The organism is Geminocystis herdmanii PCC 6308 (genome assembly GCF_000332235.1).
Lineage (GTDB): Bacteria > Cyanobacteriota > Cyanobacteriia > Cyanobacteriales > Cyanobacteriaceae > Geminocystis > Geminocystis herdmanii.
Genome location: NZ_CM001775.1, coordinates 828243 through 850899, shown reverse-complemented (window position 1 = coordinate 850899; position 22657 = coordinate 828243). Strand labels below are relative to the sequence as shown.

The 22657-nt window shown below is 34.6% G+C and carries 24 protein-coding genes and 1 pseudogene; 16 read left to right on the top strand and 9 right to left on the bottom strand.

Translation table 11 applies throughout. The features are described 5' to 3' along the window. The first annotated feature begins 229 nt into the window (after positions 1 to 229). Positions 230 to 1627, top strand: coding sequence for a magnesium transporter (mgtE, locus tag SYN6308_RS04245; protein ID WP_017293194.1), 1398 nt, complete (start codon positions 230 to 232; stop codon positions 1625 to 1627). A 108-nt stretch (positions 1628 to 1735) separates the two neighbouring features. Here mgtE (SYN6308_RS04245) and SYN6308_RS25725 read toward each other — a convergent pair whose 3' ends face one another. Beyond that, positions 1736 to 1870, bottom strand: coding sequence for a hypothetical protein (locus SYN6308_RS25725; protein ID WP_017293193.1), 135 nt, complete (start codon positions 1868 to 1870; stop codon positions 1736 to 1738). Positions 1871 to 1890: 20 nt separating this feature from the next. On the opposite strand from SYN6308_RS25725, the pseudogene SYN6308_RS04235 reads away from it, so the two are divergent. After that, positions 1891 to 2265, top strand: a pseudogene (locus SYN6308_RS04235) (RNA-guided endonuclease InsQ/TnpB family protein); the annotation flags it as partial. Here SYN6308_RS04235 and SYN6308_RS21705 read toward each other — a convergent pair. Continuing rightward, complete coding sequence (locus SYN6308_RS21705; RefSeq protein ID WP_017293191.1) at positions 2262 to 2444, bottom strand: hypothetical protein; 183 nt, start codon at positions 2442 to 2444, stop codon at positions 2262 to 2264. The pseudogene SYN6308_RS04235 and the gene SYN6308_RS21705 sit on opposite strands and share 4 nt — an antisense overlap. 155 nt (positions 2445 to 2599) lie before the next feature. On the opposite strand from SYN6308_RS21705, the gene mgtE (SYN6308_RS04225) reads away from it, so the two are divergent. Further along, positions 2600 to 4000, top strand: coding sequence for a magnesium transporter (mgtE, locus tag SYN6308_RS04225; protein WP_017293190.1), 1401 nt, complete (start codon positions 2600 to 2602; stop codon positions 3998 to 4000). 21 nt (positions 4001 to 4021) lie between these two features. Then, positions 4022 to 5548, top strand: a complete 1527-nt coding sequence (locus tag SYN6308_RS04220; protein ID WP_158412748.1) for a WD40 repeat domain-containing protein — start codon at positions 4022 to 4024, stop codon at positions 5546 to 5548. 69 nt (positions 5549 to 5617) lie between these two features. Here SYN6308_RS04220 and SYN6308_RS04215 read toward each other — a convergent pair whose 3' ends face one another. Next, positions 5618 to 6220 (bottom strand): tellurite resistance TerB family protein, encoded by a 603-nt coding sequence (locus tag SYN6308_RS04215; RefSeq protein ID WP_017293188.1) that lies wholly within the window; start codon positions 6218 to 6220, stop codon positions 5618 to 5620. Positions 6221 to 6652: 432 nt separating this feature from the next. Here SYN6308_RS04215 and SYN6308_RS04205 point away from each other — a divergent pair, with 432 nt between their 5' ends. Then, positions 6653 to 7888, top strand: coding sequence for an RNA-guided endonuclease InsQ/TnpB family protein (locus tag SYN6308_RS04205; RefSeq protein ID WP_017293186.1), 1236 nt, complete (start codon positions 6653 to 6655; stop codon positions 7886 to 7888). A gap of 50 nt (positions 7889 to 7938) precedes the next feature. Beyond that, positions 7939 to 9249 (top strand): PQQ-dependent sugar dehydrogenase, encoded by a 1311-nt coding sequence (locus tag SYN6308_RS04200; RefSeq protein ID WP_017293185.1) that lies wholly within the window; start codon positions 7939 to 7941, stop codon positions 9247 to 9249. 117 nt (positions 9250 to 9366) lie between these two features. On the opposite strand, the gene SYN6308_RS04195 is transcribed toward SYN6308_RS04200, so the two are convergent. From SYN6308_RS04195 to SYN6308_RS04185, 3 genes are all read right to left on the bottom strand, one after another. Continuing rightward, positions 9367 to 10473, bottom strand: a complete 1107-nt coding sequence (locus SYN6308_RS04195) for a metallophosphoesterase family protein (RefSeq protein WP_017293184.1) — start codon at positions 10471 to 10473, stop codon at positions 9367 to 9369. Next, positions 10466 to 11440, bottom strand: a complete 975-nt coding sequence (gene holA / locus SYN6308_RS04190) for a DNA polymerase III subunit delta (RefSeq protein ID WP_017293183.1) — start codon at positions 11438 to 11440, stop codon at positions 10466 to 10468. Before holA ends, SYN6308_RS04195 begins: the two co-directional genes overlap by 8 nt. Positions 11441 to 11651: 211 nt before the next feature. Beyond that, positions 11652 to 12449, bottom strand: a complete 798-nt coding sequence (locus SYN6308_RS04185) for a hypothetical protein (RefSeq protein WP_017293182.1) — start codon at positions 12447 to 12449, stop codon at positions 11652 to 11654. A gap of 286 nt (positions 12450 to 12735) precedes the next feature. Here SYN6308_RS04185 and SYN6308_RS04180 point away from each other — a divergent pair, with 286 nt between their 5' ends. Further along, a complete protein-coding gene (locus SYN6308_RS04180; RefSeq protein WP_017293181.1) occupies positions 12736 to 12924 on the top strand; it encodes a type II toxin-antitoxin system HicA family toxin in 189 nt (62 codons plus the stop codon). A 3-nt stretch (positions 12925 to 12927) separates the two neighbouring features. Next, positions 12928 to 13143 (top strand): type II toxin-antitoxin system HicB family antitoxin, encoded by a 216-nt coding sequence (locus SYN6308_RS04175; protein ID WP_026101916.1) that lies wholly within the window; start codon positions 12928 to 12930, stop codon positions 13141 to 13143. A 9-nt stretch (positions 13144 to 13152) separates the two neighbouring features. Here the strand turns inward: SYN6308_RS04175 and SYN6308_RS04170 are convergent, their stop codons facing one another. Continuing rightward, entirely contained in the window at positions 13153 to 13389 is a 237-nt protein-coding gene (locus SYN6308_RS04170; protein WP_017293179.1) for a hypothetical protein, read from the bottom strand. A 112-nt stretch (positions 13390 to 13501) separates the two neighbouring features. On the opposite strand from SYN6308_RS04170, the gene SYN6308_RS04165 reads away from it, so the two are divergent. The 8 genes from SYN6308_RS04165 to SYN6308_RS04130 all read left to right on the top strand — a co-directional run bounded on the left by SYN6308_RS04165 (position 13502) and on the right by SYN6308_RS04130 (position 21311). After that, positions 13502 to 17122 (top strand): FtsK/SpoIIIE domain-containing protein, encoded by a 3621-nt coding sequence (locus SYN6308_RS04165; RefSeq protein WP_017293178.1) that lies wholly within the window; start codon positions 13502 to 13504, stop codon positions 17120 to 17122. Positions 17123 to 17187: 65 nt separating this feature from the next. Next, complete coding sequence (locus SYN6308_RS04160; protein WP_017293177.1) at positions 17188 to 17478, top strand: nucleotidyltransferase family protein; 291 nt, start codon at positions 17188 to 17190, stop codon at positions 17476 to 17478. 10 nt (positions 17479 to 17488) lie between these two features. After that, a complete protein-coding gene (locus SYN6308_RS04155) occupies positions 17489 to 17821 on the top strand; it encodes a HepT-like ribonuclease domain-containing protein (protein ID WP_237741256.1) in 333 nt (110 codons plus the stop codon). Positions 17822 to 17923: 102 nt separating this feature from the next. After that, a complete protein-coding gene (locus tag SYN6308_RS04150) occupies positions 17924 to 18199 on the top strand; it encodes a hypothetical protein (RefSeq protein ID WP_017293175.1) in 276 nt (91 codons plus the stop codon). Positions 18200 to 18285: 86 nt separating this feature from the next. Further along, complete coding sequence (locus SYN6308_RS04145) at positions 18286 to 18579, top strand: hypothetical protein (RefSeq protein ID WP_017293174.1); 294 nt, start codon at positions 18286 to 18288, stop codon at positions 18577 to 18579. 222 nt (positions 18580 to 18801) lie between these two features. After that, positions 18802 to 19524, top strand: a complete 723-nt coding sequence (locus SYN6308_RS23255; protein ID WP_017293173.1) for a GNAT family N-acetyltransferase — start codon at positions 18802 to 18804, stop codon at positions 19522 to 19524. 33 nt (positions 19525 to 19557) lie between these two features. Then, positions 19558 to 20622 (top strand): hypothetical protein, encoded by a 1065-nt coding sequence (locus SYN6308_RS23250; RefSeq protein WP_017293172.1) that lies wholly within the window; start codon positions 19558 to 19560, stop codon positions 20620 to 20622. 119 nt (positions 20623 to 20741) lie between these two features. Next, positions 20742 to 21311 (top strand): Uma2 family endonuclease, encoded by a 570-nt coding sequence (locus tag SYN6308_RS04130; RefSeq protein ID WP_017293171.1) that lies wholly within the window; start codon positions 20742 to 20744, stop codon positions 21309 to 21311. A gap of 31 nt (positions 21312 to 21342) precedes the next feature. Here the strand turns inward: SYN6308_RS04130 and SYN6308_RS04125 are convergent, their stop codons facing one another. Both SYN6308_RS04125 and hoxU read right to left on the bottom strand, forming a co-directional pair. Beyond that, entirely contained in the window at positions 21343 to 21891 is a 549-nt protein-coding gene (locus tag SYN6308_RS04125; protein ID WP_017293170.1) for an NADH-quinone oxidoreductase subunit B family protein, read from the bottom strand. Next, entirely contained in the window at positions 21879 to 22595 is a 717-nt protein-coding gene (hoxU, locus tag SYN6308_RS04120) for a bidirectional hydrogenase complex protein HoxU (protein ID WP_017293169.1), read from the bottom strand. Before hoxU ends, SYN6308_RS04125 begins: the two co-directional genes overlap by 13 nt. Positions 22596 to 22657 lie beyond the last annotated feature (62 nt).

Below are 22657 nucleotides of genomic sequence, written 5' to 3'. Positions count from 1 at the left end.
CAGTTGTCATAATTTTAAATTATTCGTTCGTAGGGGTTGAATATTATTCAACCCATCCTCCCCTTTTATCTTCATCATTTTATGGCTCACTCAGGTTATTTTATAAATTCATGGGGAAGTCTCATTAACAATTTTCAAAGGAAAATTTTTTCAGATCAACCAATCAAAGGTTAGAATTAAATTCCAATAGCGTTAATGTTTTAAAATCAGTTAATGAGGAGGTAAACTGATGAGTGACAATAAGACGATCGAACAAAATGATTCTCGCCACGAATTAAGGGAGTTAGTTCACTCTCAATTAGAATTGTTATTAGCACAAAATAATCTGGAAGGTGCAAAAACATTATTAATTCCCGTGCAACCTGTGGATATTGCCGAAGCCATTGAATACCTCCCCGATTCAGAACAGGCGATCGCCTTTCGACTATTAGACAAAAATAAAGCGATCTATGTATATGAACATTTAGAAACTACAGTACAACAAGCATTAATTGAAGACTTTAAACGACAGGAAGTACTAGATATTGTTGGTAATATGTCTCCTGACGATCGAGTTCAGTTATTCGATGAGTTACCCTCAGAAGTTGTCAGTCGCATTTTAGCAGAATTAAGCCCCGAAGAACGTCAAGCCACCAATCTTTTATTAGGTTACGAAGAAGATACTGCAGGGCGTATCATGACTCCTGAATATGTGGCATTTCCTAGTAATTTAACCATTGGGGAAGTTTTAAGCCAATTAAGGGCAAAAGCAAAGGTATCAGAATTAATTTACTATATTTATGTTCTTGATGATGCTAGTCATTTAGTGGGGGTTGTATCCCTGCGAGATTTAGTAATTAATCCTCAAGACAGCATCTTAGAGGAAATTATGAGCAAAGATATTGTCTATGTTAAGACAAATTTAGATCAAGAAGAAGTTGCTCGATTAATTCAGCGTTATGATTTTCTAGCTATCCCCGTAGTCGATCGAGAATTGCGTTTAGTAGGAGTTGTCACCGTTGATGATGTGATTGATATTATACAAGCAGAAGCCACGGAAGATATATACGCCCTCAGTGCTTTATCTGCCGATGGGGATAATTATTTTCAGATGAATATTTTTGCTGTTGCCAAAAAAAGAGTTACATGGTTATTGGTGTTATTAGTAACCAACAGTTTTACTGGTACGATTATTGGCGCTCAAGAAGATATTTTGGCAGAAGTAACGGTGTTAGCCGCTTTTATTCCCTTGTTAATCGATAGTGGTGGAAATATTGGTACTCAGTCATCTACGGTGGTAATTAGGGGAATTAGTACCGATGAAGTGAGAGATTTAGGGGTAGGTAAAGTAATTTATCGAGAGGGAGTCGCAGGGTTAATTTTAGGGGTAGTTTTGGGGCTTATTACCATGGTTTGGGCTTATTTATTACCTCAAACCGAGAAAAATGTCAATATTTCTTTTACTGTAGGAGTAAGTTTGATCTGTATTTCTTTCTTAGCCTCGATCGCAGGTTCGGCTTTACCCTTTCTCTTTAAGCGTTTAGGACTCGATCCCGCCCTCATGTCTGGTCCTTTTATTACTACAGCGGTGGATGTTTTAGGGGTGTTAATTTATTTTAATGTCGCCCGTGTTATGTTGGGATTTTAAACAGAAGGATTAACTATCTTGAGTTTATCTTCAATAATTTGCTGATTTTGCATATTTTCAGAATAAATAATATTACATTAGGCTAAATTTTCCATTAAGGGTAAACTATTAATCGATCGAAATATATTCTAAAATTAATAATCTTAAATAATCTAACATCTGTAAATAATTCTTTAACAAAGGAAAATTTAATTCTTTATTAAAATAGAATTGACTAATATTAGGAATATTAAATATTTGCATTTTTTGTAGTTGATTAATGTTTAGCCAAAGCTATATCTGATGTGGGATGGGGAACTTTCATCAATTACTTAGACTATAAACTCAAACTTCATGGTGGGTTATTACTCGAAATTGATCGATGGTTTCCTAGTTCTAAAACCTGTTCTAATTGCTTATATCAAATGTCAGAAATGCCGTTAGATGTAAGAGAATGGACTTGTCCTAGTTGTGGTACAGTCCACGATCGAGACGAGAATGCCAGTAAAAACATTAGGGCAGAAGGCATCAGAATTATACAGACGGATGGAATAGCCGTTTCTGCATCTGGAGGCACTGTAAGACCAAAGGGCGGACGCAAGTCCGTCTTGAGGCATGAGCCTGTGAAAGATGAAGCCTACACTATACCGTTAGGTTAGTGTAGGTAGTTCACAGGATCAATTCTTTTTCTTTGAGAATAATCTAATATGTTATGGGCAATGGATACATAACTAGCCTTATGCCAATTAGTTAAATATCTTTTGATTTCAGCAATTTCTATATCATTGTATCCTTGACTGAGTTCTAAGAAAAAAGAATCTATTGGTAATTCTGTCATGATGGTTTTATATATTCATAAAAATACTTTTATATAAATAATTGGTTCTATTTGATTGTAAGAGGAAAATTTTTTCAGATCAACCAATCAAAGGTTAGAATTAGATTTCAATAGCTTTAAGATGTTTTGTAATCAGTTAATAAGGGGGTAAACTGGTGAGTGACAATGTAACAACGATCGCACAAAATGATTCTCGCCATGAATTAAGAGAATTAGTAAGTTCTCAATTACAATTACTATTAGAAAAAAATAATCTTGAGGGTGCGAAGGCTTTATTAGTACCAGTGCAACCGGTGGATATTGCCGAAGCCATTGAATATTTATCCCCATCGATGCAGTTAATCGCTTTTCGATTACTCAATAAAACCGAAGCCATAGATGTTTATGAACATTTAGAATCTAGTGTACAACAAGCTCTGATTGAAGAATTTAAGCGACAGGAAGTCTTGGATATTGTGGATAAAATGTCCCCTGACGATCGAGTAAGATTATTTGATGAATTACCCGCTACAGTAGTTAGTCGCATTTTAGAACAATTAAGCCCTGAAGAAAGACAGGCGACTAATTTACTTTTGGGTTATGAGGAAGACACCGCCGGGAGAATCATGACTCCTGAGTATATCTCCCTTAAACAAACCTTAACCGTAGAAGAAACCCTCGATCGAATCCGCTCTTTAGCCAAGGCTTCTGAGTTAATCTATTATATGTATGTCACCGATGCTTCCCGACATTTAGCAGGTATTGTTTCCCTACGAGATTTAGTATTACATTCTCCTCATCAACTCCTTGAAGAAATCATGACGAAAGATGTGGTTTATGTTAAAACTGACATGGATCAAGAAGAAGTAGCTAGACTAATTCAAAGATACGACTTTTTGGCTGTGCCAGTGGTGGACAAAGAATTACGTCTAGTAGGCATTGTTACCGTAGATGATGTTATCGATATTTTAGAAAGGGAAGCCACCGAAGATATTTACGCTTTAGGGGCGGTACAATCAGACGGTGATAACTACTTTCAGACTAATCTTTTTACCGTAGCCCGAAGACGGGTAACATGGTTATTAGTCTTGTTACTTACTAATACCGTCACAGGAAGTATTATTGGTGCGCAAGAAGACGTATTAGCACAAGTTACCGTGTTAGCGGCTTTTATTCCTTTGTTAATTGGTACAGGAGGAAACATTGGCACTCAGTCTTCCACTGTCGTTATTCGAGGTTTAAGCACTGATGAAGTGAGTGATTTAGGCACGGCTAAAGTTATTGGTAGGGAAGCCTTAGCAGGATTGTTATTAGGTTTAATCTTAGGAGTTTTAGCAGGTATTTGGGCTTATTTATTACCCCAAACGGAACGAAATATTGTTGTAGCGACTTCTGTGGGAGTAAGTTTGGTCGCTATTTCTGTATTAGCTTCCGTTTCTGGTTCTTCTTTACCCTTTCTCTTTAAGTCTATCGGACTCGATCCAGCTTTGATGTCTGCACCCTTTATTACTACCGCCGTGGACGTTTTAGGGGTGTTGATTTATTTTTCGATCGCCCGTACAATGTTAGGGATTTAGGAGGAATATCTAATGATTTTTATGATTATATTTTGGTTGGAATGGCTGGAATATTTAGGGGTTTTATTAACTATTATTGGCTTAGTTCTTTCTTTTAGTTTTGGCTCTAATAATTTATTATTTATTGCTATTACCATTACTTTTATTTTAAATATTTTAAATCGAGTTCGATCGGAAAATCGTAGTAAAGCTCGTATTGCTGGAGCTTTAAGTGTGCAACTGAAAAGATTTTCTGCCGATGTAGAAGAGATTAACCAAAAAATTAATCAATATATTGAACAACAAAAAACTCTCACTTCTCCTCCTAAAATTGCTAGTACTGTTCAAAAATCCGATAATCAAATTATCGCCTCTCTACAACAAGACGTAGAAAATATCAATAAATCTTTAACCAGTATTATTGACTATATCCAAGAACATAAATTAGAAGGTAGAATTAAAAATTTAGAGCAACTTTATCAGGCTTCTCAATCTTCCCGTAAACCTGTTAATTCTTCTCCTAATACCCCCAAATTACAATTACCCGATCGAACTATCTTAACTCAAGCACAAAATTATGATATTGAACCACCGCCGAAAATAGCTTGGAAATGTATTCATATCATTAACGCCCATAGTCAATCTGTCACCGATTTAGTGATTACCCACGACAATAAATATTTACTAAGTGCTTCATGGGATCAATATCTCAAAATTTGGGCTTTAGATAGTGGTCACGAAATTGATAGTGTTAAGGCTTCAGATCAAGGAATAGTAACGGTAGGTGCTAGTAACTTAAATTATTTAGATCATGGTATCGTTACAGGTAGTTTAGATCAAGTAGTCAAAATTTGGTCATTAAAGATCGATCGTCAAACGGCGCTGCGGGAGCGAAATTCCCCTAGATTAAAACTGAATCATACCTTAACCAACCATACAGGCTCAATTCATGGTTTAGAAATCGCCTCTGTTAAACAAATTATTATCAGTGGTAGTTATGATCAAACTGTCAAACAATGGGATTTACAAAGTGGACGTTTGTTAGAAAGTTGTTTTGATGAAAGTGGTGCGATTAATGCCATTGCCATTCATGAAGACAGTGGTTTTATTGCTAGTGGAGGCGGTGATGGTGAAATAACCCTTTGGGAATTAGGCGGTAACAAAAAATTAGGTTTATTAGTGGGCAATGTAACTTCTTTAGAATCGATCGCCATTAGTAACTCAGGGAGTTGTATCGCTGGAGGTTGTACTGATGGTTCAATTAAAATTTGGCACTTACCCACCACCGAATTTAGTTTATTTTTAGAGATAGAGCCCTCGATCGAGCTACAAGGACATCACGGACAAGTGATGGACTTAACCTTCAATAGCGACGGCAAACTCTTATATAGTGGCGGTGTTGATGGCTTAATTAAAATTTGGCATCCTGCCACCTCCAAAGAATTGGGGCATTTAAAAATAGCCGATGATAACCGTATTTTTTCTCTTTCCTTGAGTCAAAATGGTGAATTTTTAGCTGCAGGAGGAGTTGACGGTACGATTAAAATTTGGCAACAAACAGGAAATTAAAAATCAGGAATGAGGAATGAGGAATTAAAGAGGCTTCAAAAATAAAAAATTCACTTTAGCCTCGGTATATTAAGTTGCTAATTTTTTGATACTTTCAAGGGTAACTTTTTGACCAAAAAAACTGGTAACATTATGTATAAGCGCCTTAAAAGGATGTTGAAACTTATCTAACTCCTGAGAGGCTTCCAATTCTATTTTTGTCACAATATCATTACTTAATTCTAATAATTCCACCAGTTGACGATAAACAGCTTTTTCATCAGGACAAATTAAATTACCTTCATCATCAGCACTGGCTTTAATTACCATATAAGCTAATTTTACAGTCAAACAACGATCCTCGATCGAACTTAAACGACTAACTAAATCCGTTAAAGGAATGGGATTGTATTTGTAATTATTTAAAATATCTTTAAAAGCAGACTCTGCTTGAATTCTCGCCTCTATTTGCTCATAAACCACAGGATTAGTCGAAAAAGGATCATATAAAGTCATATTATCCTCCATATAAGCGATCGGTTCTGGATCAACAGGCAAATCTGTCTTAAACTGTTCTATTAATACTTCCGTTTCCTCCTGACTCAAATCACCATCTGCCCATGCAACAGCACTAAGAATCTGTAAAATAGTGGAGTGAGACTCTGGTAATTGAAAATCTATTTTTTCTGACATGACATATCAACTCCATGGAATAAAATGTTGACTATTACTATAGCAGACATATTCTTGGGAATAAGAATGTATTTTTTTATCTTCCTATTGCCTATTCCCTTTGACAATCTAAATAGGGTTTGCTGAAAAAGTTTTTTGATGAGGTTAGGTTTTAGGTTAAAGAATGAAAAATCAAAGTAGTGATCGAACTAGAATAAGTAAGATAAAGTGAGAAGTATAATAAAGATTCAATAAAAATATAGTCAAATATCTTCATATCTAGTATAATATCAGCTATAAAGTTATCAGATTATGCCAAAAAAACAGGTATTAGTTATCAAACGGCATGGCGAATGGGTCAACGTCGTGGACAGCTTAACGCTTATCAACTACCTACAGGAACTGTTGTCGTTAGAATAGAAGATAAGTCTGCTTCTATTGAAGAATTAAGCTATGAGACAAGTTGAGAGACACATAATTAAAGAAAGTCATCCTCACTGGAAAGAGATAGATAAACTATGTTTTCTTTCCAAAAATCTCTATAACTATGCGAATTGTTTAGTGCGTCAATCTTTTATTTTTCAGAAAACTTATTTAAACTATAATCAGATATATCATCAGGTAAAAAATAGCTCAGATTATCGAGAATTACCTAGTAAAGTAAGTCAACAAATATTAAGGATATTAGATAAAAATTGGCAAAGTTTTTTTGAGGCAAATAAAGCCTACGAAGAAAATCCATCCAAATTTAAAGGAAAGCCAAGACTGCCCAATTATAAAGATAAAATAAAAGGGAGAAACTTATTAGTTTATACCATTCAAGCTATCAGTAAAACAAGTTTAAAAAAAGGAAAAATAAAACTGTCAAAAACAGAAATAGAGTTTCCCACAAAAGTCGAAAATATAGCTTGTGTGAGAATAATTCCCAGATTAAAACAGTATGTAATAGAGGTAGTTTATGAAAGAGTAAATAAATGTACAGTAAATAATCCGAACTCTGTGGCGGCAATAGATATAGGAGTGGACAATTTAGCAGCGTTAACATCAAACCAAAAAGGATTTACACCGATACTGGTTAACGGACGGGTGCTAAAAAGTATCAACCAATTTTACAATAAAATTAAGGCAAAATTACAGAGTAAATTAAAAGGGAAATCTCCCACATCTTCTCGAATTCAAAGATTAACAGCAAAACGAAATAATCAAATAGAAAATTATCTTCATGTCTGTAGTCGATGGATAATAAATTATTTAGATGAAAGAGGAATAGGACAATTAATTATAGGCAAAAATCCCCTATGGAAAAAAGAGGTAAATAATGGGAAAAAAAATAATCAATCATTTGTAAATATCCCTCATGCTCGTTTTGTAGAAATGTTAAAATACAAAGGAGAAATGGCGGGAATAAAAGTGATTATAAGTGAAGAAAGTTATACATCCCGTGCTAGTTTTTTGTCATTAGATGAGATTCCGACTTATGGGGAGGAAAAAGAGGAAAAATACAAGTTTAGTGGTTATCGAGAATCGAGAGGAATGTATAAGCAAAAAGGAGCAAAAAAACGCATAAATGCGGACGTGAATGGTTCTTACAACATAATGAGAAAAGTAATCCCAACAGTTTTTGACGGAGGGATAGAGGGCGTTGTAGTTCGTCCAGTTAGGATAACTCCTAATCAAGCTAAAAATTAGTTGATGTTATATTTGACTATATTTTTAGTAACTATTAATTAGAAGTAATAATGAAAGTAAAATATTTACCATTGATCTTGGTTTTGTCTTTAATTTCTTGTACTGCCAATAAAGCAGAATCCCAATTAATAAAACCATCTCAAAGCCCCTCAATTTCTACAGAAATATTAAATCCTGAACCCATTGAAATCAAATTAGAAGATTTACCGTCACCCTTTTCTTCTGATAGCGCCTCAAAACCACCTCAAATCTTACCCATTCCCTCTCCTAGAATTTTTAACTTACCCGAAGGTTTTACGGTGAATGTTTATGCAGAAGGATTAAACAACCCTCGTTGGTTAGCTTTAACTCCCGAAGGTCATGTTTTAGTAACAGAAACGAGAGATAATCGCATTACCTTATTAGAGGATACAAATAATGATGGTGTTGCCGATCGAACTTCTGTTTTTGCTGACAAATCAAATGGTTTAAACATTCCTTTTGGTATGGCTTTTAGGGATAATTACTTTTTTTTAGGGAATCATGATGCCGTTAAACGTTATGATTATACTCAAGGACAACTGCAATTAGAAGGTGAAGGAAAACAAATCGCCACTTTACCCGGTGGAGGATATAATCAACATTGGACAAGAAATGTTGTAGTTTCTCCTACGGAAGATAAACTATATGTTTCCATTGGTTCTCGTAGTAATGCAGATGTAGAGGAGTTGCCGAGGGCTTCCATTCAGACGATGGATTTTGAAGGCAATAATCAAGAAACCTTTGCCTTTGGTTTACGCAATCCTGTGGGTTTGGACTTTCACCCCGTCACCAAAAAACTATATACAACGGTGAATGAAAGAGATGGTTTAGGGGATGATTTAGTACCTGATTATTTTACCAGTGTAGTCAAAGGAGGCTTTTATGGTTGGCCTTATAGTTATTTGTCTCCCAATTTATTAGACCCTCGTTATGAGAATGATACTACTAATTCTGAGTTGGTGAGTCAAACTATTACCCCTGATGTGTTAATTAAATCTCATTCAGCACCATTAGGAATGCAATTTTATGACGGCGATACTTTCCCAGAAAAATATCGTCATGGTGCATTTGTGGCTTTTCGAGGTTCGTGGAATCGCAATGAGGGAACGGGTTATAAATTAGTGTTTATTCCTTTTGATGAACAAGGTAATCCTAAAGGTTATTATGAGGATTTTTTAACGGGTTTTTTGATCGATCGAACTATTCCTTCCACATGGGGAAGACCAGTGGGAGTATTGGTTTTACCTGATGGTAGTTTGTTATTTACAGAAGAAGCTAATGGTGTTGTCTATCGGGTGCAATACTCCGAAGACAGGAAGACAGGAAGATTGTATTTCTGATGAATGAATAAAATTCTCTCAAAAGTACATCAAATATTGAGAATTTTTCTCCCTGTCCACTTGTCCACTTGTCCACCTGTCTAGTTTTCATCATTTTCTTTATGGTTCACTGAGGTCCTATCGATCTACAACATCTCTACGATAAACGATGCCGTTATGTCCTTGGATGAATCTGGGTAATTCTTGATGGTTAATAACTTGAAAATTTGGTAATCCATAGGTTGTATATTTTGTTAAGTATTTTTCCTTAAAATTAATATCGATGACTGTCAGGGTTTTTTGAGGAGGAATGTCGGTATTGAGCAGTTGACGAGCGCCTGAACCTAATGCTCCAGTGTGTAATAATTGTAAATCTCCTTTGTGGGCAGGATAATAACCGTGTTGATGTCCACTGATATAAGTATGTACATTATATTTTTCTAGTACAGCTCTTAGTTGTTCAGGATTGTTCAAGACTTCTCCCACTTTGTCTCTACCTTTGGCAACGGCATATAGGGGTAAATGTCCGATAATTATTCTCATTTTCGCTTCTTGAGCAGTTTTCGATGCGAGGCTTTTTTCTACCCATGCTAGTTTATCCCTAGGGATACGACTGGTTGAACCATCCCAGACTAAAAAGAAAATTCCGTTTTGTTCAAAGGTATAATAGAAGGGAAATTGCGATCGATCGAGAAAATTTACCCTAGTGTTATGACTCGGATTGTGCCAATACTCTACAGCTAAATCTCTTTCTTGTTGAAAAGTAAATTGATTGTTACTGATAGCACCCGATGCGTCATGGTTGCCAATGGTGAAGCCAAAGGGAATGTTTAAATTTCTGATGGGTTGGGCGATGTGACTATCAAAAGCCTTCCACATAGCTCGTATTTGTTGGGGAGTGAGGGTGGATTTTTGCCCTGCTATCATGTCACCGCTACATAATATTAGATCAGGTTGCCAAAAAGGGATCATTTTTACTGCTAAATCTACCTCTTTTTCGTATTCCGTTGAACCGTAGGCACTATTTAAGTCACTAATTACCAGTAATCTGACATCTCCTCGTGTCGGTTGTCGAGGGTTATATTGTGTAATAATTTGTTGAATTTCTGGAGAAAAATTGTTTTCAGTAATTACTTGTGAATAACTGTTATTTTTCCCTAAGTTTGACAGAAGAATAAAGACAGTTAAACTGATTAAAGTTACTATTAATAACTTGAGTTTTTTATTATTGATTAAGTTAAACATTGCACAACTCAATAATTTTAGTTTCTAAGGTATTTAAGGGATCAGCTCCTAGTTTTAAACTTGATTCTAATTCTAGTAAAATAGGTAAACTAGATAATAATTCTTTGCTCGATCGATTTTTAATTTCTTGTCTTAAAAAATAGATTCTTTTTGGGTTGCCTATATCCGCAGATTCAGCAATTTTTTTCTCGTCTTTTTCTCCTAATTCGATCATAGTTTTGACGATCGCCCATGTACGAAATTGACCAACTAAAGTGGCAACAATCCTCAACGCTGGTTCATTTAAGGTAATTAAATCTTGTACTAAAGTTAAAGCTAGGGATATATTTCGATCGAGAATAGCTTGGGCTAATTGTAAACTATTTTGAGTACTAACATTAACTAAACTTTTGACAGTTTCTTCATCAATCGGTTGTGAATTATCCCCTTGATAAATTGCTAATTTTTCTAATTCTTGCCACAACAACCGACTATCATTTCCCACACAACTAGCTAAAATTTTTATGGCAGAATTGGTTAAATTTATTTGTTTTTCTTGAGCAACTTCTTCAACTTTTTTCACTAAAATTTCTGTTTGCCAAGGAGAAATTAAGGAAAATTCTACTACTTTGGCATATTTACTAATTAACTTTGTACTTTTAATTCTGGCATCGGGTTTTTTGCTAGTGGTTAATAAAAAATGTGTGGAGTCTGGTATCTGAGGAATTGTACGTTGTAATTGGGTTAATAATTCTTCGGAACAACCTTGAAAGATATTTGTTTCAAGCAACCATACAAATCGATCGCCCCCACCAAAGGGAGGAGTCATTACCTGCATTAAAGCCGAAAGTATGGAATCTTCCTTATCTCCAGCAAATTTGTCATAATTGAACTGTATCCAGTCTCGATCGAGGTTATCTTGTTTTAAGGTAGAAATTGCCTGACTCATGGCAAAATCATCTTCACCCCAATATAAATAAATTGTCATAGAATGTTGAATAAATAAATATTAAGAGATTTTTATTTTCTGAAATTAGACATAAAGTTGATTTACGTCTTCAATATTCATCCTCGATGCTACTCCTAATGATAAGCTCGATCGAACTCCATGGTTAAAATAAAAAACTATAGTAAGATTTTTAACACTAGAATAATTGATAATTTTCTCAAATTTTGCGTTACCTAAAAAGTCTTTTTTTTTACCAGTTGATAAACTTATTAATAAGATTAATTATTTCTTGTTTTTGTGCCTTATCTCCACTAATAGTTAAAACAATCTCAGAATTATCTTTTAATAATAATTTAGTTTGATAACTATATCTTGGCGGTTCGTATTCCTCGTATTCATTTAATCTAATTTCTTCTAAAATAGCTTTGTTTATCATCGACAATTTATACTCTTGTGTTTTTGTTTGAGAGAAATTTTTGGAAACAATAGAAAAATTTTTTGTGCCTTTATCGAAAATATAATTAGTTTCTATATAATGCTTAAAGGCATAATTAACGATTAAAGAAATGACAACAATAGAAATAACATTAAAACTAAGGTTCTTTGCATTATAATCGTCAATAATATTTAACTCATTGACATCAGAATTACTTAGATTTCTAAAAAAATAGTTAATCTGATTCATCTTTTCTGCTTGAGCTTTTTCACTACCACCAAAAAAAGGAGTTTCTATAAGTCTTCTTCCATTTTCTTCTAAAATTACTAGATAACCATATTCAAATCTTTCGGTTTGTGCTTTCAGATTGGCAGAAATGGGGTATTTATAAGTGTAACTACGAAAGAGATCATGAACTGTAATTATACATAATCCTTGATTCGGTTCGGGTTTATCGCAATCTAAAGTGGTACGATAAAAAAATAATCGTAATAACCAAATAGCCCCAAATAACCACAAAAAAGCGATTATAATACTAATCAAACGAAGGGAATAGTTGACTTTTCCTTTTTCTATATTTAAAGTCTTCCTATTGTTCTCTATAATCTTCATAATCTTGATCAGACAAAATTTTGGCTTGATTATATCGATCGAATCTTAAGATTAGGTTAATAAACAATGGAAAATTAATAATCTCGTGTCTTTTATTCCTTATATAGTTTATGTACATCTTCAATATTCATCCTTGATGCTACCCCTAATGATAAGCTCGATCGAACTCCCCCAAAAACCCGATCATGAAAACATTCATCTAGTAGTACAGATTTACTTAAACCTACTCTTTATTTTTCACCAAAAATAAATATAATTTAGTTAAAGATTAGTAATTAATACATTAATGAAAGTTAGAGATGTACTTAAACGACTAAAAAAAGATGGATGGTATCAAGTTAGAATGCGTGGCAGTCACAGAGTTTTAGCACACGATCACAAATCTGGTATCGTAGTTGTACCGGGAAAGCCTAGTGATGATATTCCCATTGGTACACTGAACGCAATTTGGAAACAAGCACAAATAGGAGATTAAATGATGACACAATACGCAGTAATTTATGAAAAAGGAGAGCATAATTGGGGTGCGATCGTACCTGATTTGCCCGGATGTGTTAGCATTGGGGATACTTTAGAAGAAGTGCAGGAAAATGTGAAAGAAGCGATCGCACTCTATCTGGAAGTATTGCTAGAAAGGGGAAATAATATTCCACAACCTCGAACACAAGTGGGATTTGTCGAAGTAGCTGCTTAGTTTTTCCTATTATTTAACAGGCGATCGAACCCCCCCCAAAACTCGATCGAACCCCCCCCAAAACTCGATCGAACTCCCCCAAAACTCGATCGAACTCCCCCAAAACTCGATCGAACTCCCCCAAAACTCGATCGAACCCTCCTCAAAACTCGATCGAATCCTCCTCAAAGCTCGATCGAACTCCCCCAAAACTCGATCGAACCCTCTCTCTTTCCTGTCATTGCGAGGAAACGAAGCAATCTCCAAAGCTCGAACTTTTCGACATAAAACTTAACATTGTGTAATATTACTTTATGCTTGTCTTCTGGAAAAATTGCTACATTAACAAATATATTGATTTTACAACTCTAAAAATTGTATGGACAATAACCACAAATATTTATACAAAGATAATCTTGATGAGTATTATCGCAGTTTAGAAACTATTGATAGCAACTACAATGAACTAAATAACGCTAAGTGGGAATTATCTAGGTATCAAGAAAAACTGCAAGAAGGTAAGCAATTAGTTAAATCCTTTGGTTTTAGTGATCAAGATGTTAACAATTTGCCTTCAGTTCGGTTGCAAAAAAAAACAGACGTACAACAAATTGATGAAATTTTAGTTTCTATCAAGCAAACTTTTGAGACAATCAAGGAAAACGAAAGAATTATAGATGATTCAACTAAGCAACTAGGTTCTTATAAAAACAGCAACTCCTCTTTGTCAAATAAGTTGGAAGAGTTAGCAAATCGAAAGCTGAGATTAATAATTATTAATTTTATTATTGCCATAAACGCTGTTTTTGCTTTTCAAGGTTATTTTTGGTGGATGTGGTATGTTCTTATGTATTTACTTCGTACATTGTCAGTTTTCACCGCTATTCCTTTTTTTTTGAATATAGGTAAATTAAGAGAAATAGCAAAAGAAAGAGAAAAATTAGAAACCAAGATTCATGAATTAACAATAAAAGCAAATCAAGCAAAACATGAGATTAAACAAGATGAAGTAAGAATCTTGGAGTTGCTTTCTGAGCTTAATGAAAATACTAAATTAGCCAGTCTAATCCAAAAGGAACAAGCGCAACAATTTGAAAGGGTATGGCGTGAGCAGATAGCCAAAATTAAAGAAATCATGGAGAACACTGAAACTTCAGAGTCACCTGATATTCCTCCTCGTTTATTAACCCTTAATTGGGATGATCCTTTATGGACTCCCTCAGAAAATGATCCTACCCATTGGCAACCTCAAACCAGTGGTTTAGCCCCTGATATTGTGCGTATTGGGGAGTTCGAGCTAGATTATGATGATAAATTTGCTAAATTTCCTGCCTTTCTTCCTATTCGAGATTTTTCTCAAGAATTAACTAATTATACATCAGGACATATTGCTTTTTATTCAGAAGATACGAACTCTCGTCAAACTGCTCTTTCAGCTTTACAATCCATTGCTTTTAGAATAATTAGTAGTTTCCCCGTGAGAAAATTAAAGGGAATATTTATTGATCCTATCGCTATGGGTAATACGTTCCCTTTTAGCAATTTACATAATTTTATTACTGATCAAAAAACCTATACTCGTGCAGATGACATTCGGGAACAATTACGGGGTTTGACAGAACATATTGAACAAGTCATTCAAAATTATTTAAGTAGTAATTATGCAACTATAGAAGATTATAATTTCGATGCAGGGGCGATCTCCGAACCCTATCGTTATCTATTTATCGCCGATTTTCCCACGGGTTTTGATCAACGCTCCTTAGAGGATTTGAAAAGTATTCTTCTCAATGGTCCGAAAGCTGGAGTTTATGTAATCTTGCATATTGATAATACTTTAGAAAAACCGAGAAATTTTGATTATCAAGTTTTTGATGATTTTTGCTCAATAATTCGTAAACGTCGTAAATCAGGAAAACGTTTCGATGACTATTTTTTTGGAGTCACAATCCCCTACCTTGAATCATGTCGTATTTTATATACTTTAGATCAACCTCCCTCTAATGAGCTATTTAATTCTATGACAGAAGCGATAAATAACGCCATTAGAAACGTTAGGGTGGACACGATCGCCTTTTCCAAACTTTATCCTGCACAAGATTGGTTGGCAGACAGTCGTAAAGAAATTAGAGCGCCTATTGGTTTAATGGGTGCAAGGGATAAACTAGAATTTTGGTTGGGGGAAAATCAAGATAGTCAAATAGTTAGTCATGGTTTATTGGCAGGGGCGACAGGATCAGGTAAAAGTTTTACCCTTCATGCTAGTGTCATTAGTCTGGCTATGCAGTATTCTCCCGATGAATTAGAACTATATCTATTAGATTTTAAAGAAGGGGTAGAATTTCAGATTTATGTAGATCATGAAAAAGGTAAAAAAGGCAATGGTATTGAGAACTTAAACGACAGTGAAGAATTAAACGAAAGCAATGCTTTACCCCATGCTAAAGTTATTTCTATTGAGAGCGATCGAGAGTTTGGCTTGAGCGTTTTAGAATATGTCAATCAACAGATTGAAGAACGAGGTAATCTCTTTAGAACAAAAGGCAACATCAGTAAATTACAAGATTATAGAGATGTCACTGGGGAAAATTTACCTCGTATTTTAGTGGTAATCGATGAATTTCAATGTATGTTTGAGGAAAATGATAATATTACCAACCGTCTTAATTTAGTCATTGACAATATTACTCGCCAAGGACGTGCATTTGGTATTCATCTGTTACTAGCTTCTCAAAATCCAAGGGCTTCTAATATGAGAGGAGCTATTTATACCCAGATTAATTTACGCATGGTGCTACAAATGGATCAAAATACGGCATCTTCTGTCTTAGCGGAGGGTAATACCGATGCCATTGATTTATTGGATAAACCGGGTAAACTGATTTATAACAAAAATTTCGGTCAGAAAAATTTTAATGAAATTGGTCAAGTTGCCGATATATCAGCACAAGAAAGATATAATGCGTTAACTCATATTCAGAATGTGGCACAACAAAGACAATATCAGCGTTCTCAACCGCTAGTCTTATTTTATGGTTCAAAACCTACAAAATTACAGGATAATCGCCAATTACTGCAATTAATGAAAATGAATAAATGGTTATCTTTAAAAGACTTGAATAAACAAGTTATTAAAGAACCTGATTGGATTGTGCAGGAAAGTCCGAGCGTATTTTGGTTAGGTGAACCCATGCGCATCGGTAATCACACCAAGGGAATATTTCGCCGTCGTCCTCGCAGTAATATGTTATTGGTGGGAAATTCAGAAGAAACCATTTTCGGTATTATTGGCGGTATTATCATTAGTTTAATGCACTGCTATCAACCGCAAAAAGCGAGGTTTAATATCATTGATTTATCGATCGAAGATGAGGATAATCTTTGGACGGAAATGACTCTTAATTTTAGAAATAATTTTGACAGTTTTTTCCCCATTAAAATTGCCAAAAGATACGGCGACAGTGAAGCTGAAATAATGAAAGCAGAAACTTTGTTAAAAGAGACATTTGAGGAGTTTGAAAGAAGGTTAAAGCTAAGAGATGAAAACCCCGATTTGAACCCTAATGAATTAGGAGAATCTTTATTTTTTATCTATGCAGTGGGGGGCTTAAATCGAGCTCAAAATTTACGTCCAGTCATGGGAAGAAGGGATGAAGAACCATCGGAAGATGCTCAAAAAATTCTCAAATTAATTTCTCAAGGTTCAGAATTTGGTATTCACACCATTTTATGGTTAGAAGATATGAAGGCTTTTAACAAACTTAGCGGTAATAATCGCCAGTGGCTAGGGAACTTTGATTTACGGGTTGCTTTAACTATGCCTGGGGAAGATTCTCGTTTATTGTTAGGAGAAGCTGTCGCCGAAAAATTACCAAGATTAAGGGGATATTTTAAGGATGAATCTGCTACCGTTGGTTTGGATAAATTTAAACCTTATGCTGTACCAACTAAGGCAGAAATACGAGAATATGCCACTAATTTTAATAAACGTTCTGAATAGAGGAGGATTCAAAAAATATTTAGTCATAATTGAGAGAAAATCAGTTTTTTTGGAGATATTTTCTTATGAATAAGCAACAAGTTCTCGATATTGTCAAAGCTCATCAAGCTCAACTCCGTGATTTTGCCGTTAAAGAATTATTTTTATTTGGTTCGGTGGCAAGGGGAGAAGAGACAGAAAATAGTGATATAGATTTTTTAGTTGATTTTAGTCATCCAGTAGGATTGTTTACTTTGTTGAGGTTAAAGGGTTATTTAGAGAATTTATTGGGTTCTTCCATTGATATTGGTACACCTGATTCTCTGCGTCCTCATCTTAAGGAAACAGTGTTAAAGGAGGTGATTCGTGCCATCTAGGGAATTGTCGTTGCGAATTAATGATATGTTGACGGAGATTACGGTTATTGAAAATACGGTAAAAGACTTAAATTTTGATACCTTTTCTCAAAATCAACAGGCTTTACGGGTAATTTTATACGGGTTAGCTGTTATTGGTGAAGCAGTGGCAAGAACAATTGATGAATTAGAGCAATTTGATTCAAACATTCCTTGGAGTCAGATTAGAGGATTGCGAAATATGGTAATTCATGAGTATTTTCGCCTGAATTTAGTCATGATTTGGGAAACGGTACAGATTGATTTGCCAATACTGAAGGAGTTTTTATTGCAGATTCAAAATGATTTAATTAACACTGAATAATTTTAGATAAAATTAAACCTTATGCTGTAACAACTCAGTTAGAAATGCAACGAATACCACTAATTTAAACAAACGTTCTTAAACAATATAGGAGAAAAAATCATGGCACGAGATATTGATATTGACATCGATGAATTAGAGAAATTTATTGATGTTTTACGAGATTTTCAAGATATAACCAGCGATAAATTTAAAGCAGTACAACAGGGCTGGAATCATTGTGATGAATCTTGGGAAGGCGACTCTAAAGAACGCTTTACAAAAGATTTTGAAGAGACGTGCGATCGAGTTACCAGAACCTTAGAATCGGGAGACGATGCTTTAGAATGGCTCAGAAAATATCTGGAAATTCTCAAAGATCTTGAAAATAGTTATTAGATTTCTCCCACAAGAAAAAAGGGCTAAAGCCCCCACTACAAACCTATAATGTCTCAATTTTGTTTAATTAAAAAAGGAGTAAAAAAATGGCTAAACAAACAAAATTTAGTACCGATGATGCTGAAGATTTGTTAAAACAATTACAACAATTTAAAGATGTTTTAAATGATGAATGGTCAAGGGTTTTAAATCAATGGAGTAACCTTAAATCCGTTTGGCACGATCGACAATTTGATCAATTTGAACCCCTCTTTGAAAAATTCATTGGTAATTACCGAGATACAGAAGAAGAAAACGAAAAATACATCAGTTTTATTCAACAAGAAATCAAGATTGCTGATGAAAGAAACCAAAGATTAGGAAATCTTGGCAATTTATAGATTTGTCGATTTTTAAGGTGAGTTAGACTGAATTAATTTAGCATTTTTTTACATCACAAATAGAGTTCGATCGAATAGACTTTCAAGAAGTTTATAGGGGTTGAAGAATATTTACCCCGTAAGAGTTTTAACTCTTGTTGTACTAATTTGTGAAGAAGTCTAAGAGTCATAACTTACCTGTAAATTAATAAGTTATATTGTATATTAATTGAAGAAATTATTATGAGAAAAAATGTAAGTTTAGACATAGAAAATCTTAACACCTTACTCCATCAAATCCATGACTTTCATCAAACATTATGTCAAGAATGGGCTAATGTAGCTAGTCAATGGAATAACCTTAAATCCACTTGGCGTGATAAACAATTTAATGAATTTGAGCCTAAATTTGAGCAATTTTCTGCCAATTATTATGAAGAAATAGAACAATGTGAAAAATATATCACTTTTTTAAGTCAAATAGTTAAAATTGAAGACACAAAACAGTTAAATATAAATAATTTGGTCGCAAAATTTACAGGTGGTGGTCAAGTTAATATTAATAATTTACAATCCATTTCTCCCCCCCCAAAAAAACCTGTTGATATATCCTCCGTCAGCGATTTTGCCAAAAATTTAGAGTATAAAACGGGGTATGGTTCTTTTGAATCCTTTGAAGTCAAATCTCAAGCTCAAATTCAAGCTGTTTTAGCTGATGGTAGTGTAATTGCTCGTATAAAGGTAAAAAAAGAAAAAGATGGAAGAATTTTTATTCAAGATATTGATGTAGCAAATGATTATCGCCGAAAAGGAATTGCAACGATGTTAGTGTATCATCTCGAAGAGAAATTTAAACAAGGAACACAACTCTATTTTGTTGCCAATGATGCACCAAAGTTCTGGAAAGAAATGGGTTTTAAACCTGTTAATAAAGACGAAAAAACAGAATATTGTAAAACTTTATAAATAAGATTTTTAGCAATTTTTTACATAGGAAAAATGAAAGAACCAAAAAAGGAATATTGGCAGGATAAAGCTAGTAATATGGTTATTGTTTTTGGAGGACTTATTGCATTATTAACTCCTCTTTTACTTAATGCTAATCTTAGAGGTAATTTTTCTACCTCTAATTATAATAGTAGCAATAATAATACTGCTACAAACAACAATGTCAAAAAACAAAATTTGACGAAAAGAGAAGTAGCCAAATTACACAAAGATTTTGAACAGCAAATTAAATCTGTTGAAGCAGATCAATATCGTAAAAATTATATATTAGATAATCGAAGTCAAAGTGAAAAAGATCAAAGGGAATCTTTTGTTTCTGCATGGTCAAAAATAGAACCAGAATTAGCTCATTTTTTGGGTGAATGGTCTGGATATGAAGTTGTTTTATCTATTTATCCTTCAACAACAAAGAATAAAGTTTGTATTATTAACACAGGAGAGGGTTTTGGAAGTTTTTCTACAGGGACTTTATCTAATGGTGCAATTATCACCAATGATGGATGGGCTATTATAACAAATCAAAAGTATATTGCTACATATGGATTTGAAAATAATCAATGGATTTATTATAGTGGCGAAGTTCCCTTAAATTCCCCCATGCCGTTGAGGAGTGTTAACAGTGTTATCAATGATGTATATGAAGTTCAAGAAAAAAATAATATTATTGGCGGATTTGATGCAAATGGATGTACCTTATCCACTGATAGAAATATTCAATCCGATGTTTCTAATCAAAATAATATAACTACTATTTTCGATAATGAGTCATTTCCTAAAGATACTTGTGGCGATCGAATGCCTACTAATATCAACGAATTTCCCGTAGATTTTTATCCTGTTTATGTTAATTTTAGTTCAGAAAATTTACGATTAGTACAAAGTCGTTTTTGTAAAGATGCTTACTCGATGACAAGAAAAGAGATAGGACAAAAAGCCATTCAAATAGGTTCATTTACCAGTTACGATCGAGCCGAACAATTCAGTAAATTTCTCAAAAATAAAATTGGTAGTGGGGAAGTTGGGCAACCCCGTCGTGTGGAAAAACCACCCCGTTAAAATTACATAGTAAAAAAACAAGCAATTTAATTGTTCTTGAAACCATCGATCGAACCCTCAAACCTTTAATATCAATGTTAAAATAAACCATTATTGCTATAGGCAAAGTCAAAAAAGCTATGACTCAAACCCTTTCCAAAGCCATTACCTTAGAGGAATTTTTGCAACAATCAGAAACAAAACCACCTCAAGAATATATAGACGGAAATATTTACACAAAACCTATGCCTCAAGGACAACATAGCCGTATTCAATTAAAATTAGCTAACGCCATTAACACAGTAACAGAAGATACTGAAATTGCGATGGCTTTTCCTGAGTTGAGATGCACTTTCACTGATAAATCCATTGTGCCTGATGTGGCGGTTTTCACTTGGGAGCATTTACCAGTTAATGATGATGGTACAATATCTAATCAATTTTTGTTGCCTCCTGATTGGATAATTGAAATATTAAGCCCTGAACAATCCATGAGTTTAGTTACGAAAAAAATTGTTCATTGTCTAACTAATGGTACTCAATTAGGGTGGTTAATTGATCCTAATCAAAAAATAATTTTTACCTACGCTAATAATAGTCATCCTTTATATTTTGACGTAGAAAATGAAGTAATCCCCGTGCCAGATTTTGCTCAAGAATTAAAGCTCACTTTAGGGGATATTTTTGGTTGGTTAAAGGTGAAAATTTAAAGAATTACTCTGATAATTCTAGTATTTATAGTTAACCAAATTTGATCATTTCTCGCCCTTCCATGACAGGTTTTTCTCCTTTTAAAAGAGGTGCGATGGCATCTTTAATGCGTTGGGCAGAAGGAGGGCAACCGGGTAAGAATAAATCCACTTCTACCATGTGATGAATAGGCTGGACTTTTTCGAGCAATTCTGGTACGATATGAGGGTCTTTTGGTATTTGTCCTGAATCGTCGCTTAACTCAAGATAACAGCGTTTTAAGACTGGATCAGTACCATTTAACATATTTCGCATGGCTGGTACATTGGCGGTAACGGCACAATCCCCGAAGGAGATGAGAAACTTGGTTTTTTTGCGTACTTCTAAGAGTAATTCTAGGTTTTCCTCATTGGCGATCGCACCTTCCACCAAACAAACGTCAACGTTATCAGGATAGTGCTTGATGTCACTGGCAACGGGGCTATATACAACGTCAACGGCTTCGGCGACATCGAACAAAAATTCGTCTAAGTCGAGGAATGACATATGACAACCTGAGCATCCTGCCAACCATACTGTAGCAAATCTTATCTTGTCCATTGGTGTTTCTCCCGTGCATTACTTAAAAATTCAACTTTACTGCGATCTTTTACCATTTCGGCGGTAGTGCTACCTTTACGGAAAATGCTACCTGTAGGACAAGCATCCACACATTTACCGCAAGATGTACAAGCATCAACGTCTCCCCAAGGCTGATTCAATCCACTAATAATTTTAGCGGCTGCCCCCCGAAAGGCGACATTCCACACATGGGCGGTTTCAATTTCAGCACAGACTCTCACGCATCTGGTACATAGGATACAGCGATTGTGATCAATGCCAAATTGGGGGTGAGATAAGTCCACATCTCGCTGAGGGAAGCGATAATTAAATCTAGTGTGATCCATGCCTACTTCGATCGCTACGTCTTGCAGTTGACAATTATTATTAGCGACACAGACGGCACAAACGTGATTACCTTCGGCAAAGAGTAATTCAACGATCATTTTACGATATTCTTGTAGCTGTTCTGTTTGAGTAAAAACTTCCATGCCTTCTTGAGTTTCAGTAAGACAACTAGGCACAAGGTTCGGATTACCTTTAATTTCTACTAAACATAAGCGACAAGCACCCACATCAGAAACCCCCTCTAAATGACACAGGGTAGGAATAGGGATTCCTGCTTCTTTTGCCGCTTTCAGAATACTTGTACCAGTTTCCACTGCTACGTCAATTCCATTAATTTTTAGAGTATTTACAGACATATTTTTTAGTGAATATTTTATAGTAAAAAAATGATATTTATAGCTAGAGTAAATTATCTAAA